The organism is Neoalteromonas arenosi (assembly GCF_030362855.1).
In the GTDB taxonomy this organism is placed as follows: domain Bacteria; phylum Pseudomonadota; class Gammaproteobacteria; order Enterobacterales; family Alteromonadaceae; genus Alteromonas_E; species Alteromonas_E arenosi.
In genome coordinates this window covers 972,947-990,093 of sequence record NZ_JAUCBP010000007.1, presented here as the reverse complement: position 1 = coordinate 990,093, position 17,147 = coordinate 972,947, and the positions used below count along the sequence as shown (strand labels likewise).

15 protein-coding genes are annotated in these 17,147 nt (G+C 47.3%); 7 read left to right on the top strand and 8 right to left on the bottom strand.

Annotation, left to right across the window (positions count from 1 at the left end):
- Nucleotides 1–47 precede the first annotated feature (47 nt).
- Entirely contained in the window at nt 48–1,361 is a 1,314-nt protein-coding gene (locus QTP81_RS10795) for a spinster family MFS transporter (RefSeq protein WP_289365427.1), read from the top strand.
- On the opposite strand, the gene QTP81_RS10790 is transcribed toward QTP81_RS10795, so the two are convergent.
- Nucleotides 1,358–2,521, bottom strand: a complete 1,164-nt coding sequence (locus tag QTP81_RS10790; RefSeq protein ID WP_289365426.1) for an alkane 1-monooxygenase — start codon at nt 2,519–2,521, stop codon at nt 1,358–1,360. The two genes, QTP81_RS10795 and QTP81_RS10790, sit on opposite strands and share 4 nt — an antisense overlap.
- Before the next feature lie 160 nt (nt 2,522–2,681).
- Between QTP81_RS10790 and QTP81_RS10785 the strand changes: the two genes are divergently transcribed.
- Nucleotides 2,682–3,737 carry an AraC family transcriptional regulator gene (locus QTP81_RS10785; protein WP_289365424.1) on the top strand — a complete coding sequence of 352 codons (1,056 nt, stop codon included), beginning with the start codon at nt 2,682–2,684 and terminating at the stop codon, nt 3,735–3,737.
- Nucleotides 3,734–4,549, top strand: coding sequence for an alpha/beta fold hydrolase (locus QTP81_RS10780; RefSeq protein ID WP_289365422.1), 816 nt, complete (start codon nt 3,734–3,736; stop codon nt 4,547–4,549). The genes QTP81_RS10785 and QTP81_RS10780 overlap by 4 nt, the downstream gene beginning before the upstream one ends.
- A gap of 23 nt (nt 4,550–4,572) precedes the next feature.
- On the opposite strand, the gene glgC is transcribed toward QTP81_RS10780, so the two are convergent.
- On the bottom strand, nt 4,573–5,835 hold the full coding sequence (gene glgC, locus QTP81_RS10775) for a glucose-1-phosphate adenylyltransferase (RefSeq protein ID WP_289365419.1): 1,263 nt from the start codon (nt 5,833–5,835) through the stop codon (nt 4,573–4,575).
- A gap of 140 nt (nt 5,836–5,975) precedes the next feature.
- Between glgC and QTP81_RS10770 the strand changes: the two genes are divergently transcribed.
- Genes QTP81_RS10770 through QTP81_RS10760 form a run of 3 tightly spaced genes read left to right on the top strand, consistent with a single transcriptional unit; the run spans nt 5,976 to nt 8,675 of the window.
- Nucleotides 5,976–6,512: an SRPBCC family protein gene (locus tag QTP81_RS10770; RefSeq protein ID WP_289365417.1), complete on the top strand. Its 537-nt coding sequence runs from the start codon at nt 5,976–5,978 to the stop codon at nt 6,510–6,512.
- A gap of 35 nt (nt 6,513–6,547) precedes the next feature.
- Entirely contained in the window at nt 6,548–7,495 is a 948-nt protein-coding gene (locus QTP81_RS10765) for a fatty acid desaturase family protein (protein ID WP_289365415.1), read from the top strand.
- Nucleotides 7,488–8,675: an MFS transporter gene (locus QTP81_RS10760; protein WP_289365414.1), complete on the top strand. Its 1,188-nt coding sequence runs from the start codon at nt 7,488–7,490 to the stop codon at nt 8,673–8,675. The genes QTP81_RS10765 and QTP81_RS10760 overlap by 8 nt, the downstream gene beginning before the upstream one ends.
- Nucleotides 8,676–8,694: 19 nt before the next feature.
- On the opposite strand, the gene QTP81_RS10755 is transcribed toward QTP81_RS10760, so the two are convergent.
- The 6 genes from QTP81_RS10755 to QTP81_RS10730 are packed head-to-tail and all read right to left on the bottom strand — an operon-like array spanning nt 8,695 to nt 15,632.
- Nucleotides 8,695–9,600: a hydroxymethylglutaryl-CoA lyase gene (locus QTP81_RS10755; protein WP_289365413.1), complete on the bottom strand. Its 906-nt coding sequence runs from the start codon at nt 9,598–9,600 to the stop codon at nt 8,695–8,697.
- Entirely contained in the window at nt 9,593–11,599 is a 2,007-nt protein-coding gene (locus QTP81_RS10750) for an acetyl/propionyl/methylcrotonyl-CoA carboxylase subunit alpha (protein WP_289365410.1), read from the bottom strand. The genes QTP81_RS10755 and QTP81_RS10750 overlap by 8 nt, the downstream gene beginning before the upstream one ends.
- Nucleotides 11,596–12,396, bottom strand: coding sequence for an enoyl-CoA hydratase/isomerase family protein (locus tag QTP81_RS10745; protein ID WP_289365407.1), 801 nt, complete (start codon nt 12,394–12,396; stop codon nt 11,596–11,598). The genes QTP81_RS10750 and QTP81_RS10745 overlap by 4 nt, the downstream gene beginning before the upstream one ends.
- A gap of 11 nt (nt 12,397–12,407) precedes the next feature.
- Nucleotides 12,408–14,015: a carboxyl transferase domain-containing protein gene (locus QTP81_RS10740; RefSeq protein WP_289365405.1), complete on the bottom strand. Its 1,608-nt coding sequence runs from the start codon at nt 14,013–14,015 to the stop codon at nt 12,408–12,410.
- A gap of 56 nt (nt 14,016–14,071) precedes the next feature.
- Nucleotides 14,072–15,241 (bottom strand): isovaleryl-CoA dehydrogenase, encoded by a 1,170-nt coding sequence (locus QTP81_RS10735; protein ID WP_289365403.1) that lies wholly within the window; start codon nt 15,239–15,241, stop codon nt 14,072–14,074.
- Between the two features lies 1 nt (nt 15,242).
- Nucleotides 15,243–15,632, bottom strand: coding sequence for a MerR family transcriptional regulator (locus QTP81_RS10730; RefSeq protein WP_289365400.1), 390 nt, complete (start codon nt 15,630–15,632; stop codon nt 15,243–15,245).
- Nucleotides 15,633–15,890: 258 nt separating this feature from the next.
- On the opposite strand from QTP81_RS10730, the gene QTP81_RS10725 reads away from it, so the two are divergent.
- Nucleotides 15,891–17,066 carry a thiolase family protein gene (locus tag QTP81_RS10725; RefSeq protein WP_289365397.1) on the top strand — a complete coding sequence of 392 codons (1,176 nt, stop codon included), beginning with the start codon at nt 15,891–15,893 and terminating at the stop codon, nt 17,064–17,066.
- The last annotated feature ends 81 nt before the right edge of the window (nt 17,067–17,147 follow it).

The following is a 17,147-nucleotide window of genomic DNA, read 5'->3' as shown; positions in this document are numbered from 1 at the left end:
GCTGGCTTTCCGTAGTATGGGAATAAGCCAATAAAAAGAACCAACTTATGACAACATCAGCGAGTTCAACAGCGGCACCTCAGCAAGTTTCACAAGGTTACAGAAATTATGTTTTACTAATTTTGACCTTGGTTTACGCTTTTAATTTTATCGACCGACAAATACTCGGGATTTTAAGCCCATTTATTAAAGCCGATCTCGGCTTAGACGATGCTCAGTTAGGCTACTTAAAGGGGATATATTTTGCGTTGCTCTACACCATAGTAGGGATTCCGATCGCGTGGTTGGCAGACAAATACAACCGCGTCAATATTATCGCTGTGTCTCTTACCATGTGGTCTGGCTTCACTGCGTTAAGTGGATTAGCGATGAATTACACTCAGTTAGCACTCGCCCGAATAGGTGTTGGTATTGGTGAGGCCGGAGGAAGCCCTCCCTCACACAGTATTATCAGTGACTTATTCCCTAAAGAAAAACGCGCAGGGGCGCTAGCGGTATATTCATTGGGCATACCGTTTGGCATCATGGCGGCGTTTTTTGCCTCGGCTTTCTTCTTAACTGGTGGTAGTGCCGATTGGCGGATTGTTATGATCAGCGTCGGATTACCTGGTATCGCGTTGGCAATGTTAATGAAGTTAACGGTTAAAGAGCCACAAAGACCTAAGGTGGTAGTTGCAGAGTCGGGCACCAAACCATCAGTGGGTGAGTCAATTAAAGTATTGTTAAAGATCCCAACCTGGTGGGGCATGTGTTTAGGCATTTCGTTTGCGTCATTTGGAAATTATGCCATATCGACCTGGATGATTGATTTCTATGTACGCGTTCACCCTGATTATCCAATTCGCGATCTGTTGATTGCATTTGGCATTATCAACGGTACAGCCTATGCACTTGGCGTGTGGTTAGGAGGCGTGTTAGCAGATAAGTGGGGTAAGCATGACCAAAGAGCTTATGCGTTATTACCGGCTTTAGCGCTAATTATTGGTGTTCCTGCGTTTTACTTCACGTTACAGGTAGAAAGTGTCAATATGTCATTAGCACTGATCACGTTATTTCTATTTACCAGTGGCTCTTATTTAGGACCTTCTTTTGCAATGGCTCAAACTTTGGCGCCAGTTAACGTTCGCGCTATGTCTACCGCATTGTTTTTCTTCGTTTTGAACATTATTGCCCTGGGCGGTGGGCCCACACTAGTGGGCATATTCAGCCAGTCAATGGTTGCCGAATATGGAGAAACTAAAGCCCTGACGACGGCACTTGAATACTTAGTTGTGATGTATGTGCTGTCGATTGCGGTCTTTTTCTGGACTTCAACGCGCATCCGCGGCGATCTTAAAGTGGCGACAGCACGCGGCCATTAGAGGCTGCGTGCTGGTGTATTTAAGCTATGCGATTCATTGTTTTGGCGGTTAATAATATCGAGCTCTTGTTGATTGGCATAATGCGTATCCCAGTGTTCAAGCTTGGATTGCATAACTCGATACCACAACGGTGGAACCAATGTGAGCAGTACACATGCCATGTAACCGGTAACCATTTCTGGCGCTTCGGGCATGGGTTTTAACTTCTCAAAGCGCACAGCGCCTTGCGCGTGATGATGAGAGTGACGAGTTAGGTTAAACATTGCCCAGCAACTTAAACGCTTATTGGTATTCCACGAGTGTTTGGGCATCACACGCTGTTTCGGATCTCTCACTAAGCCGTAGTGTTCCATGTAATTGACGATTTCGAGCATTGCCTTGCACACCAAACCTGCAGCAACAAAGAACAATACGCCTGCGGCACCGGCAATAGCATAAGCCAGAAGTAACCACACGACAGACATTGCATAGCCGCGCAGACAACGGTTATGCCAGCTCATAACGGCTTGGTGTTTGCGCGCTAAACGCTGCTTTTCGAGGTGCCAAGCGCTCACGTTGCCGCGAATAGTTGAGATCACAATATGGGTGTAGACGTTGCGGCCTCGGGGAGCTGTTGCGGGATCTTGCTCCGTTGCTACATAGCGGTGGTGCCCGTATACATGCTCGATGGAAAAGTTTGCGTCAAAGCTCATCGCCATGATCCAACGGCCAATCGTTACGCTGAATTTGTCGCCAACGCGATGGACGAGCTCATGTGCACTGATGGTACCAATTGAACTTAAAATATAACCACAGAATACCGCAGCGACGGCAAGTTGAACTGCGGTTGTTTGTTGTTTTTGTGCGACTAAATCGATGCCTAACCAAAGGCTCATGGTAGCTATACCTGGCCAATTGTTAGAGGGCGAGACTAGCCATAATCCGCTGAGCATAAGTATTAGGCTCATGGGCATCGCCAACCAGAGAGCAAATGTCAATAATCCAGGATAGCGATATTCAGGTGTGGAATGGTCGTCGCCAAACAACACATCACCAATAATGAAAAAGCCAAGAAATATTAAGAAGCCATAAGCAATTACACTGCTTCCGGCCATTATGCTCAGTGCACAAGCAATGCCAATAACGTAAACACTGTAAAACTTGAGGTGGTGAAATAGCATCGTTATCCATTCTGTCTAGTTTTAAACCACTTTAGGTTAAATCGTGAGCTGTCATGCACGAGAGCAATTAATGACACAAGGGGGTCATTTATTGACAGTGAAACAAAACTGCGTATAGAGTGGGGCATACTGGCGACGCTGGTTTACCAAGAGAGCAAGAGTGAAACACAATCAATTAGTTACACAGGTAACTTTGTACTATCTGAACCATGTGGCGGAAGTACTGCGCTCAAGACAGCGATCAGTTGAGCAGTGGCTCGGTGCTGAAAACTTGCGAGAAAGCGATTTGTATGACAGCAGCTGTGTGGTTGATGTCGATGTGTATTGTCGTTTAATTGTCAGTGCAATTCGTTTGTCTAGTATGCCTCATTTAGGTTTGGTAATTGGTGCACAATTATCTATTAATCATCATGGTGCGTTAGGGTTTGCGTTGCTCAATTGTGGCTCAATCAAAGAAATGCTGAATTTTTTTCAGCGCTACTTAATCACCCGTACACCTTTATTTTCGTTAGATATAGACAGACATCAAGACGAGACTCAGGTGGTTATAAACTCAAGCCTGGTCAATGAACAAGTGCAGCGAGCAATGACCGAAGTTATGGTTACCACCTTGTTTTCGACCATTCAGACAGCGCTGTCTCGAGTTGGCCAAACACCTATTCAAGCGCGCTCGTTGCCGATCATTAAGCGCGTCGGTTTTCGCTATTCTCAGCCTGATTATTTGCCCAAGTATCAGCAATTGATGGGGAGTAATATGGCTTTCTCACAAGCACAGACACACATTGTATTAAACAACCATTGGGTTGATAAACAAATGCAAACTGTTGACCAAGCCAGCTTGACCCAAGCCAAAATGTTTTGTGAGCAAGAGCTGGCGAATTCGATAGCCCATGCGAGTTGGCAGAGCAAGGTTTTAATGCAGGTGATAAAGCAAAACGATCGGGTGCCTGATATTCAAACTATTGCCGAGCAATTGCACCTTGTTCCACGGACATTACATCGCTATTTAAAAAAAGAAGGGACAAGCTTTAAAATTATCCTCGAGCAAGCGCAGTTAGCAATGGCAAAGCAATATCTCGCTGAACACACATCTACAATCAAAAGTGTTGCGTATAGATTAGGGTACTCCGATGTTGCAAACTTTAGGCGTGCATTTAAGCGATGGTGCGGCATAACGCCCCAACAATATAAACAAGAGAACGATCCTACATTATGAGCTCTGCGTCAGAGATATATCTACACTTTGCCCACGCTAATGGTTTCCCGTCTGGTACTTACCGCAAACTGTTTGAAGCCTTACCCGCGAATTACCACGTTATCGCGATTGAAAAATTTGGCCATTCGCGCAAGTTTCCTGTGTCGAATAACTGGCCTAACCAAGCCGATGAGATGAATCACTTTATTGACGCGCAATTGGAGCGAAACCAAAAGGTTTTTGCTGTTGGTCATTCATTCGGCGCCGTTGTGTCCTATTTGGCCTGTTGCCGTAATCCCGATCGATATGCAGGTTTGATCATGCTCGATCCACCCTTAGCAACGGGGATCGGCCGGCACATTGCTGCAGTGTTGAAACGCACGCCGTTAATCGACAAATTCTCTCCTGCTGGTTTAGCGAAAACCCGCAACAGACGCTGGCATAGAAGTGTTGATTTAGTTGACTATTTTGCCGGTAAAGGACTGTTTAGACATGTGGATAGAGACTGTATTGCAGACTATGTAAATTCAGTCATCGACTTACATAATGATGAGCAAGTACTTAACTTTGACCCTAATATCGAAGCGGAGGTTTTTCGCACGGTACCGCATAATTTGCATAAGTACTCGGGGCATTTGCAATGCCCGGCGACCATAGTCACAGGAGATAAGACTGACGTTTGTGTACCATTTCTGCGCCGCGCGTTTATCAGACAAAATAAGCTTGAGCACGTTGTGACGCCCGGTGGGCATTTATTCCCGCTGGAGCGCCCAGTGGACACGGCTCGTTTGCTGACTAAATTGATTGAGCAGCAGCGCGGTAAATCAGCATGATTTGCCGCGCTGTTAACGCAGATTTAAAACCCTACTGGCTGTCCGAGCATCTCACGAGTAACCAGAACGACACCGTTTGATGACACTCTAAAGCCTCGTTCACGGTCTTTATCATGATCGTAACCTATCTCTGTGCCTTCAGGGATAACACAACCGCGGTCGATAATGGCTTTGCGGATCTTACAATGCCGCATTACCTCTACGTCAGGCAATATTACGGTTTCGTCAATTTGACTGTACGAGTGGACGCGCACATTGGAGAAACACAGGCTACGACGTAACGTTGAACCAGAAATAATACAGCCACCTGACACAACTGAATTAATCGCTTCTCCGCGACGGTTGTGCTCTTCCCAGACAAACTTAGCCGGTGGTAATTGTTCTTGATAGGTCCAAATAGGCCAGCGTCGGTCATAAAGGTTAAGTGCTGGCACTGGTGAGACTAATTCCATATTCGCTTCCCAAAACGAATCCAAGGTACCTACATCGCGCCAGTAATTAGCGCCGGCGTCACCGGCTGCAAATGGGTATGCATAAACTGGATGATCTTTGATGATACTGGGAATAATATCTTTGCCGAAGTCACGCTCTGAACCACTGTTTTCAGCATCGCGCTTCAGCTCCGCGAACAAGAACTCAGTATTGAAAACATAGTTACCCATAGAGGCAAGACACTTTGTCGAGTCATTTGGCAGAGGAGTAGGGTTGGCGGGCTTTTCTTCAAATCCTAAAATGCGCATGTTTTCGTCTACGGATAAAACACCGAATGCGTTAGCGGCTTCATCAACGCCGACCGGCATGCAACTCACCGTCATCTGTGCACCGCTTTCCGCATGTTTTGCAATCATGGCACCATAATCCATACGGTAAATATGGTCGCCTGAGAGGATTATGACGTACTTGGGTAACTCGTCGCGAATAATATCGATATTTTGAAATACCGCGTCGGCAGTACCTTCGTACCAGTTATCAGAAAAACGTTGTGAAGCAGGAAGTATCTCAACAGACTCGCCAAGCTCCTTTTTGAAATGCCCCCAACCTCGCACCAAGTGTCGGATCAGTGAATGCGACTTGTACTGGGTAATAACGCCTATACGACGAATACCTGAGTTAACACAATTAGACAGCGGGAAATCGATAATTCTAAATTTGCCTCCGAAATACAGTGCGGGTTTAGCTCGCCACGTGGTGAGTTCATGCAAACGTGACCCGCGCCCCCCTGCGAGAATTAATGCGTATGTATCTTTGGTTAAATTACTGATGTAGCGCGCATTACTTTCAGACATTGGATCCCCTTATATACTTGTGGCCTACCATCAATACTACACGCCTTTGCACTAAACGCTAGTGCAATAATCGAATCTGCTGGAGACATTGTTAACAGCTTGTTATAAAATCGTAAGTCAGCATTAAATAGGGACATATCATGGTTTTATTAAAGCGACTGATTATTGGTTTTGCTGTGTTGATTGCAGCTGTATATCTGATTGGTCTGATGTTGCCGAGTTCGTTTCACGTTCAGCGTTCAGTGGTTATTAATGCTGAGCCAGAAGACATTTATAGTCATTTGGTTGATTTGCGTCGCTGGCAACAATGGGGCGTTTGGTTCAAACGCGATCCCAATATGGCATTAACCTATTCGGGGCCTGACCGAGCCGTGGGAATGCGATCAGAGTGGTTAAGTGAAACTGAAGGTAATGGTGCTATGGAAATCATTGAACTTGAGCATAATAAACGGGTTGTATATGACCTGGTTTTTCCCGACATGGATATGAGCTCTACTGGTGAGTTGATCCTTGAACCGCTCGATGACGGTACAAAAGTTACCTGGATGGATTACGGCGATTTGGGCGACAGCGTCACCTTTCGTTATTTCGGTTTATTTATGGACAAGTTTATTGGACCAGACTTTGAAGATGGGTTGGCTAACTTAAAAATAGTTGCCGAAAATACCACGAGTTAATCCGCCTAACGAAATGTAGTGACGAACAATAGGTTATGACGCATCTAGAGCAAATCCGAAAATTAAACATCAGACCGTATTTACAACGCTCAAACGTTGCCGCATGGCAGTTTGTTGTGGTGAACTATGGATTGATTGCGTTTGCGTTGGCTCTGCCCGCGTTATGGGCGGCCTGGCCCAGTTATTTGATCAGTTTAGTTTTGCTGGGTAATCGTCAATTGGGACTAGGTATTTTGATGCACGATTGTGCCCATCATGCATTGTTTTTGTCTAAACAGCTAAACCAATGGGTTGGTCGCTGGCTTTGTGCTGCACCGATTTGGGCACAATTCGACGGTTATCAAACTTATCATCTGCAACATCACGCAAATGCCGGCACAACCAAAGACCCTGATTATATCAACTATCGAAATTACCCAGTGTCTCGTTTTGGCTTAGTGAGAAAAATAGCACGCGACTGCTTTGCCATCACCGGCATCAAGAACTTTGCTTTAGTGATGTTAATGCATGCGGGTATTGTTAATTACGATATGGCGTATAAGTCGGTAGAACGCAAATCGTTAAGCTGGCAACAAGTCGCAGTGAATTTGATTCGCAACCTACACAGACCTATAGTGTGTCATTTCGTACTCTTCAGTTTTTGTTTCGCCATGGGGAGTGTTCTCAGTTATGCGCTTTGGTGGGTAGCTTATTTCACCACCTTTTCTCTGTTTTCGCGTATTAGAAACGCCGCTGAACATGCGAGTGTTCCTGATTTGCTTGATGTTGATCCGCGTCGCCATGCGCGCACAGTTAAGGCAGGGGTATTGGCAAGACTGACTGTCGCGCCTAATCATGTAAATTATCATATTGAGCACCATTGGTTACCGCAAGTGCCACCGTACCGACTAGCCGCATTACATGATTACTTGCAAAGGGAGCGAGCGCTTGAAGGCGCCGAAATTTTACCTAACTATTTCGCGGTGATCCGTAAACTTGCGTGACTCTAAGCGTTTAATTATTACCCTCACAGCCAACAAGTGCGCCAGTGTACTGTTTTCGGCTAAGTCATTGCTGCCAGGCTTGGTTTTAGCCGTAGGTATGCCAAGCTGGGTCGTTGCTTGGATAGTGCCAATCAGAGAATCTCTCGCTTTAATCCCACAAGTTGTATTAAGCCTGATATTACGTCGTTACCCACAACGCTATGTGGTGTGGCGTTTAGGTATGTTGATCCAGATTTTAAGTACGAGTGCAATATTAGCCGTATGTCATCATGCCAGTCAGTCTGACACTGTTGCGCTCAGCGTAAGTGTGGTTTTTATCGTTTGTTTGGCCACTTACAGCATTGGACGTTCGTGTTGTTCGTTAACCGTAAAAGATATTCAAGCCGATATCGTTGACAAAGGACGAAGGGGAGAGCTTATTGGCACGGCCACTACATTATCGGGACTAGTGACAATCCTTATTGCTGTGCCAATGGGCTTGGTCGACAAGTTTCAGTCGGAGTTTTCGTTGTTACTCATTGTCGCGTTGTCTGCAGTAATGTTAACACTCACGGCAGTGTTAATGTGGCCATTGAAAACTACTGTTGAAACAGAGAATTCTTCAGATGATCCGTTTCAGTGGCACATGCTGTTACCCAAACTTTCACCTGCCGCCAAGCGATTTATTGTGGTACGCGCCATATTTGTGCACTCGGCCTTAGTCGCACCCTTTTTTATGTTGGCTCAAGCAGAGCAAAGCCAGCAGTTGGCGTTACTGTATCTCGCTGCTGAGGCAGCTGCGGCATTATTAAGTGCAAAAATATGGGGCGGCTTGGCCGATAAGGACGCGCGGTACGTAATGCGCATTGGCGGCGTTTTAGCAATTACTGCGTGCGCGGGATTGATGCTATTACAACCTGACTCACTGTGGTTGTCAGTAGTCTTGTTCTTCGCGCTCGCTATTGCGCACACTGGGCTGCGAACAGGGCGGAAAATCTATACATTGGATATCGACGAAGGCCAATCGCGAACAGAGTTGGTTGGAAGTGCAAATACGCTTATCGGTTTAGTACTGCTTGTGGCTGGCAGCATCTACGCATTGCTACAACCGCTTTTAGGGCAATGGATAGTGGCGATAATGGCAGCTATGATAGCAATCGGTGTGCTTGCTACATTTGCGTTATCAAGCGAAAAGGCTTGATAATGCTCTTGTATAACGTCTATTTGTCACTTAATGCGTTAGCGACTTTCGACTGGTTGACTTTGTTTAGCGCTTGAGAAATTCGCATACCCGCAGCAACAAGTGCTTTAAGGTCTACACCGCAATCGATGCCCATGCCATTGAGCATGTAGACCACATCTTCAGATGCAACATTGCCACTTGCACCCTTGGCATACGGACAACCGCCTAAGCCAGCCACGGCACTATCAACATTACTGATACCGTAGTTTAGTGCCACGAGTATGTTGGCAAGTGCCTGTCCGTAGGTATCGTGAAAATGTACAGCAAGCGCTTGTTTAGGTACAACGGCAAGCACTGCATCTAGCATCTGTGCGGTTTTGCGTGGCGTCCCCACGCCAATGGTGTCGCCCAATGATATTTCGTAGCAGCCCATGTCGTACATGAGCTTGCTGACCTCAGCAACTTTACTGGGCGAAATCTCACCTTCGTATGGACAGCCCAATACACATGAGACATACCCACGTACGCGAATATCCTGCTGTTTGGCTGCGTCCATCACTTGACTAAAGCGCTCTAAACTCTCTGCGATTGAACAATTGATATTTTTTTGTGAAAAAGCTTCCGATGCTGCGCCAAAAATAGCAACTTCGTCAGCACCGGCATTAACGGCTGCTTCAAAACCGCGCATATTCGGTGTTAATGCCGAATAAATAACGCCTTGAGCGCGGTTAATAGTAGCCAAAACGTCGGCACTGTCAGCCATTTGCGGAACCCACTTCGGTGATACAAAGCTACCTGCTTCAATGCGCTTTAAACCAGCCTCTGTAAGCTGATTAATTAGCGTCACTTTGTCTTGCAAGGCAATCACACCGGCTTCGTTTTGTAAGCCATCTCGTGGACCTACTTCGACGATGCTGACTGAAGTCGGTAACTCGCTATTCATCTGCGGTAAACTCCAACAGCGCTGCACCGCCATCCACTAGTGCACCGGCGCTAAAAAAGAACTCTTGAACTGTGCCGTTGGTGGGGGCTTTAATGGTGTGTTCCATTTTCATGGCTTCCATAATTAATAGCGGTGTACCAGCTTCAACAGGTGTTTCAGGTTCAACTAACAAAGATACGATCGTGCCATTCATCGGCGCAGTCAATCCGCCTTCATTATCGGCGTTGTCATCGATTCCCAGATCAGGCAATACATGCTCAAATTGTAGCGATTGGCGGTCGCCAAACACATGATAATGGTTATGATCCGATGCCAGCGTAAGCTGTTGGCGATGGCCGTCGACATTGGCGTCGAGTTTACCGTCGTGCAATCTGCCACTACACATATGCGATTTACCATTGATGCTGATTTTCCAGGTATTTTGCTCGCGACGAGAAACAAACACTGCAGACACATCAACAACGTCACCGCAGCTTAAACGCAACTGAATCGATTGCATGTGATCTTCATTAGCCCGCCAGCCGTCGGCAATGTGTGCAGGCGAAACCCAGCCTGCAATAGGACCTTGCTGCACAGTAACTGGCGTTTGATTAAGTAGAACACCTAACGCCGCATAGATTAACATTTCATCACTGGCTAAATGGCTAGCAAACAGTGCGTCGTAGTGATCATCAATAAACCCAGTGGTTAAATCTGCATTCACGAATGGATCACTGGTCGCAATGTTGTATAAAAACTCGATGTTGGTGGTAACACCGTGAATGTGGTAATCCTGTAAAGCAAGCGCCATGCGCTGTAAGGCTTTACCGCGGTCTTCGTCCCATACGATCAACTTGGCTATCATCGGGTCGTAGAAAACCGAAACCGTATCGCCTTCTAAAACACCGGTATCAACTCGCACAAAGCTATTCTCTTGTGGCGGACGCAAGGTCGAGAGCACGCCGGTGGCCGGTAAGAACTCATTATTTGGGTCTTCTGCATATACCCGAGCTTCGAAAGCGTGACCAGTAATTGTCAGCTGTTCTTGAGTGGCGGGGAGCGGTTCACCACTCGCAACGCGCAATTGCCATTCAACGAGATCTTGTCCGGTGATCATCTCAGTTACGGGGTGTTCTACTTGCAGGCGTGTGTTCATCTCCATGAAATAGAAACTACCATCGCTGTCGTACAAGAATTCAACGGTACCTGCTCCGACGTAATTAATGGCTTTTGCGGCCGTCAGTGCCGCTTCACCCATAGCGCTGCGAATCTCTTCAGGCAGACCCGGTGCAGGGGCTTCTTCGATGACTTTTTGGTGACGACGTTGGACTGAACAATCACGTTCAAACAAGTACACGCCATTGCCGTGATGGTCACAGAAAACTTGGATTTCAACATGGCGTGGTTGGGTTAAATACTTTTCAACCAGCATTACATCGTCGTTAAAGCTCGCCATCGCTTCGCGTTTGGCGGCAGCAAGACCTGCGCTAAATTCTGCAGCGCTGTGCACTTGACGCATGCCTTTACCACCGCCACCGGCAGCAGCTTTTAACAGTACCGGATAGCCGATGTTATCGGCAGCCTGTTTAAGCATCTCTTCACTTTGCTGTTCACCGTGATAACCGGGTACCAAAGGTACTGCGGCTTGTTCCATAATGGTCTTAGCGGCAGATTTAGATCCCATAGCTTCGATAGCACCGATTGGGGGACCCACGAAAATAATGTCGTTATCGCTACACTGCTGAGCAAACGTGGCATTCTCAGACAGAAAGCCATAGCCCGGGTGAATCGCTTGAGCACCGGTTTTTTTTGCTGCGGCAATGATAATGTCGCCTTTAAGGTAGCTGTCTTTTGAGGCAGAACCGCCAATATGTACGGCTTCATCAGCCATCTGCACGTGCAACGCGTTGGCATCCGCATCGGAGTAAACAGCCACGGTTGCAATACCTAGGCGTTTGGCCGTGCGAATGATTCGACAGGTAATTTCACCGCGATTGGCAATTAATAACTTGTTTATCATGCGTTGTCCTCACGCCAGTTAGGGCTGCGTTTTTGTAAAAATGCTTGGAGACCTTCTTGGCCCTCTTCAGACACACGGATCCGTGCAATCAACTCACTAGTAGAATCAATTAAATCAGCAGTAATGGGTTTGTATGCTACTTCTTCAACTAGCTCTTTGGCCTGAGCAACAGCCCGTGGGCCGTTGGCGAGGATGTGCTTGATTAAATCGTCAATGGTTTCATCTAGCGACTCTTCATTTACAACTTCGCTAATTAAGCCTAAGCGACGTGCGCGACGTGATGAAAACACTTCAGCCGTCATAAAGTAACGCTTCGCCACCCGAGGACCTAAGGCTTCGACGACATACGGAGAAATAGTTGCGGGCACTAAGCCAATTTTTACTTCACTTAAGCAAAACTTGCTAAGTTTACTGGCAATTGCCATATCACAGCAGGCGATAAGGCCTATGGCACCGCCAAACGCCGAGCCTTGAACGCGAGCAATACTGGGTACGCGCAGGTGATAAAGCATTTCAAACAAAGCAGCGAGTTTCTCCGCATCTTGTTTATTTTGCTCATAGGAATACTCCGCCATGCGCTGCATCCAGTTTAAGTCAGCACCGGCACAGAAACTTTTGCCATTCGACGCCAAGATCATCGCGCGCGCTTCTGGATCTTGATTGACGCGAACAAAACAAGCCTGTAATTCGGCAATCATTTCATCGTTGAACGCATTGTGCTTATCTGGACGGTTTAGCGTTACCGTAACCACGTTGTTTGTGTCTTTGTGGTAAGTGACATTGTTAAAAGCAGTCATTGTCATCATCCTTACATTCTGAACACGCCAAACTGCGTCTCTTCGATTGGTTTATTAAGTGCGGCAGACAACGACAGCCCGAGCACTCGACGCGTATCAGCAGGGTCGATGACACCATCATCCCATAAACGCGCAGACGCGTAATAAGGGTGACCTTGCTGTTCATAAGTATCTATGATCGGCTGCTTAAAGGATTGTTCTTCTTCGGCGGACCATTGCTCACCGACGCGTTCCTTTTGGTCGCGTTTAACTTGCGCCAGTACGCCAGCTGCTTGTTCGCCACCCATCACTGAAATGCGTGCATTAGGCCACATAAATAGGAAGCGCGGATCATACGCACGTCCACACATACCGTAGTTCCCAGCACCAAAACTACCGCCTATCAGTACGGTGAGCTTGGGGACTTTGGCACACGCAACGGCCGTTACCATCTTGGCACCGTGTTTAGCGATACCGCCAGATTCGTACTGTTTACCAACCATAAAGCCAGTGATGTTTTGCAAGAAAATCAATGGGATTTTACGCTGGGCACACAGCTCAATAAAGTGCGCGCCTTTTTGTGCGGATTCGCTGAACAAAATACCGTTATTCGCGACAATTCCGACTGGAATGCCATAAATACGGGCAAAACCACAGACCAACGTTGTGCCAAATAAGGCTTTAAATTCATCAAATTCAGAGCCATCGACGATACGCGCGATGATTTCCCGCACATCGTAGGGCTGGCGTGTGTCTTTGGGGACGACCCCATAAATTTCTTCAGTTGGGTAAGCCGGCTCAACGACTGGCTGAATGTCGACGTCATAGGCTTTTTTGCGATTCAACCGCGCGATACTATTGCGCGCAAGGCTCAATGCGTGATGGTCATTATTGGCTAAGTGATCAACTACACCGGAGGTACGACAGTGAACATCACCACCGCCTAGCTCTTCGGCCGTAACGACTTCACCTGTAGCCGCTTTAACGAGCGGTGGGCCACCCAAAAATATCGTGCCTTGGTTTTTAACGATAATTGATTCATCAGCCATTGCGGGTACATAAGCGCCGCCAGCGGTACACGAACCCATTACAACCGCAATTTGTGGAATATTTTGTGCCGACAAATTCGCTTGATTGTAGAATATCCGGCCGAAGTGTTCGCGATCTGGAAATACATCATCTTGGCGGGGTAGGTTTGCGCCGCCTGAGTCAACCAAATACACACAGGGCAGGTTGTTCTGCTCCGCAATAGTTTGAGCGCGCAAATGCTTCTTAACGGTTAACGGGTAGTATGTCCCCCCCTTAACGGTCGCATCGTTGGCGACAACCATACACTCAATACCGTTGATTACACCGATACCGGCGATAACGCCTGCACAGGGTACATAGTCTTCATAGACGTCCCACGCTGCTAGCTGGCCGATTTCCAAAAACGGTGAACCTGGGTCAAGTAACACGTTTATGCGCTCACGAGGAAGTAACTTTCCGCGTGAAAGGTGACGTTGATTCGCTTTTTCACCACCGCCTTGATTAATTTGCGCGATCTTGTCGCGCAAATCGTTGACTTGCTGCTGCATATGCTCGGCATTGTCGGCATAGGCTTGGCTGTTAGGGTTTATCTTACTAATGATCCGAGGCACGCATTCTCTCCCGCAGTCGTCCGGATAAAACTATCGTTACTTATCTAGAGCACAGCTTAAGCTGATTCTTTAAACAACTCTCTGCCGATTAGCATGCGGCGGATTTCAGAAGTACCAGCGCCAATTTCATAAAGCTTCGCGTCGCGCAGCAAACGTCCCGTAGGGTATTCGTTGATGTAGCCGTTGCCACCCAGTAACTGGATTGCATCTAGGGCCATCTTAGTTGCTAGCTCTGCTGAGTACAGAATAGCACCGGCTGCGTCTTTACGCGTGGTTTCACCGCGATCACAAGAGCGCGCTACGGCATAAACGTATGCACGTGCGGCATTCATTTGGGTGTACATGTCGGCGATTTTGCCTTGTACCAGCTGGAACTCACCGATTGACTGACCGAACTGTTGGCGATCGTGGATATAAGGCACAACCACGTCCATACAAGCTTGCATAATACCTAGAGGACCACCTGACAATACCAAGCGCTCGTAGTCTAGTCCGCTCATCAATACGCGTACGCCGCCACCGACTTCACCTAGGACATTTTCCTCAGGCACTTCACAATCCTCGAATACCAATTCACAAGTATTCGATGAGCGCATCCCTAACTTGTCGAGTTTTTGTGCTTGGCTGAAGCCTTTAAAACCGCGCTCGACGATAAATGCCGTGATGCCGCGTGGGCCGGCGTTGACGTCAGTTTTCGCATAGATAATGTAGGTATTAGCATCAGGACCGTTTGTGATCCACATCTTGTTGCCGTTTAGAATGTAGCGGTCGCCTTGCTTTTCAGCGCGCAGTTTCATACTAACAACATCAGAACCGGCATTGGGCTCGCTCATTGCCAGTGCACCAATGTGCTCACCAGAGACCAATTTAGGGAGGTATTTTGCCTTTTGTACGTCGTTACCATTTTTGAATAACTGGTTAACACAGAGGTTCGAATGTGCACCGTAGCTTAAGCCAATACCAGCAGACGCTCGGCTGACTTCTTCCATGGCGATCGTATGCGCCAAATAACCCATGTTGGAACCACCGTATTCTTCCGATACAGTTACGCCCAATAAGCCCATTTCACCCAGTTTTGGCCATAACTCGTTAGGGAATGCATTCTGCTCATCCGCTTTTTCTGCCAACGGCGCGATTTCGCCTTGCGCAAACTGATACACGTGCTCGCGCAACATATCGATATCTTCGCCAAGACCAAAGTTTAGCGTAGGGTAGGGAGTATTCATTTTAGTTTCCTCGTTCTAATTCATTGAGCTCTTCACGACAACGACTCTCCACTTCGTCTAACTCATTCATTAGCATTTGGATATCGTCTAGCTGTTGACGCAGCAGTGCTCTTTTGTGTTCTGTCATTTGCAGCATGGCTTCTAACTGTGCTGCGGAATTTGGATTCGAATCGTACAGTTCAAACAGGTTTTTAACTTCAGCCAACGAAAAACCGAGGCGTTTACCGCGTAAAATAAGTTTCAACCGGACTTTATCTTTAGTGTGATAAACCCGTGATTGGCCAATACGCTCGGGTGTCAACAGATCCTGTTCTTCATAGAAGCGGATCGAGCGAGGCGTAACATCGAAAAACTTGGCGAGTTCACCAATCGTGTATGTCCGGTCAGTCATGGGTGGTAGTTACCTGTTCTGTTTTGTTTACGTGCGCACATTGTCATAACAACACATTCGCGAATGAACTATTGTTCTTATCACTATTACACGTTAAGTTTACGTTTACGTAAACCTTAATTAACGTAAAGGTAAAGTAGCGGGCAAGCTTCGTCAACTCAGACCTGTTGGAAAGGCGACATACAACCAAAGTCGTGTGTCAAATTTGCTGTACGAATGATAGCTTGCCAATTGAAACTTTAAATAAGGGTAAAAATCATGAGCCAAGACTCAGTAGTAATTGTTGCAGCAAAACGGACCGCGATGGGCGGGTTTATGGGCGCACTTTCAGCGGTACCAGCGACGCAGTTGGGCAGCCAAGCTATTGATGCAGTGTTAGACGGTGTCGATAAGAACGCCGTTGATGAAGTGATTATGGGCTGTGTATTGCCCGCTGGCCAAGGCCAAGCACCAGCGCGTCAGGCATCGCTTGGCGCAGGCGTACCATTGGCAGCTGGTGCAACAACTATCAATAAGGTCTGTGGCTCGGGTATGAAGGCTATCATGCTCGCGCATGACTTGATTAAAGCGGGCTCGGCAGAAACGGTTGTTGCCGGTGGTATGGAAAGTATGAGTAATGCCCCTTATTTATTGCCAAAAGCGCGTGGGGGTATGCGCATGGGACACGGCCAAGTCTTAGACCATATGATGCTTGATGGCTTAGAAAATGCCTACGACGGTCAAGCGATGGGTTGCTTCGCCCAAGGTACGGCTGATGCGGAGGGGATTACTCGTGAAGCTATGGACGAATTTGCCCTAAACTCATTAACGAAAGCCAATCGAGCAATCGCCGACGGTACTTTTAACGATGAGATCACCCCGGTGACAGTCAAAACGCGTAAAGGCGACGTGGTTGTTGATACTGATGAAGGTCCCGGCGCCGCGCGTCCGGAGAAGATTCCTAGTTTGCGTCCTGCGTTTAAAAAAGACGGTACAGTAACAGCCGCTAACTCAAGCTCAATCTCAGATGGCGCAGCCGCGTTACTGGTTATGTCAGAAAGCAAAGCTCAGAGCTTGGGATTACAACCGATAGCTAAAGTTGTCGCACATGCGACTAACGCTATCAAGCCAGAGGATTTCACCGTGGCACCGGTTGGGGCGGTGGAAAAGGTATTGGCGAAAGCTGGCTGGCAAACAGCCGACGTTGATTTATTTGAAATCAACGAAGCGTTTGCAATGGTGACTATGCTTGGAATTAACAAGCTAGGACTTGACAGTGACAAGGTGAATATTAAAGGTGGTGCGTGTGCGCTCGGTCATCCAATCGGTGCTTCAGGCGCACGTATCGTGGTAACGCTATTGCACGCACTCGCACAACAGGGCAAGAAGAAAGGTATTGCTGCTTTGTGTATTGGTGGTGGTGAAGGGACTGCGTTAGCTGTAGAACTTTATTGATTATTCTGACTGTAACCGTTAAAAAGAGCACCTTGCGTGCTCTTTTTTATTGGTTGCGCAGTATTACTCTTCTGATATTCA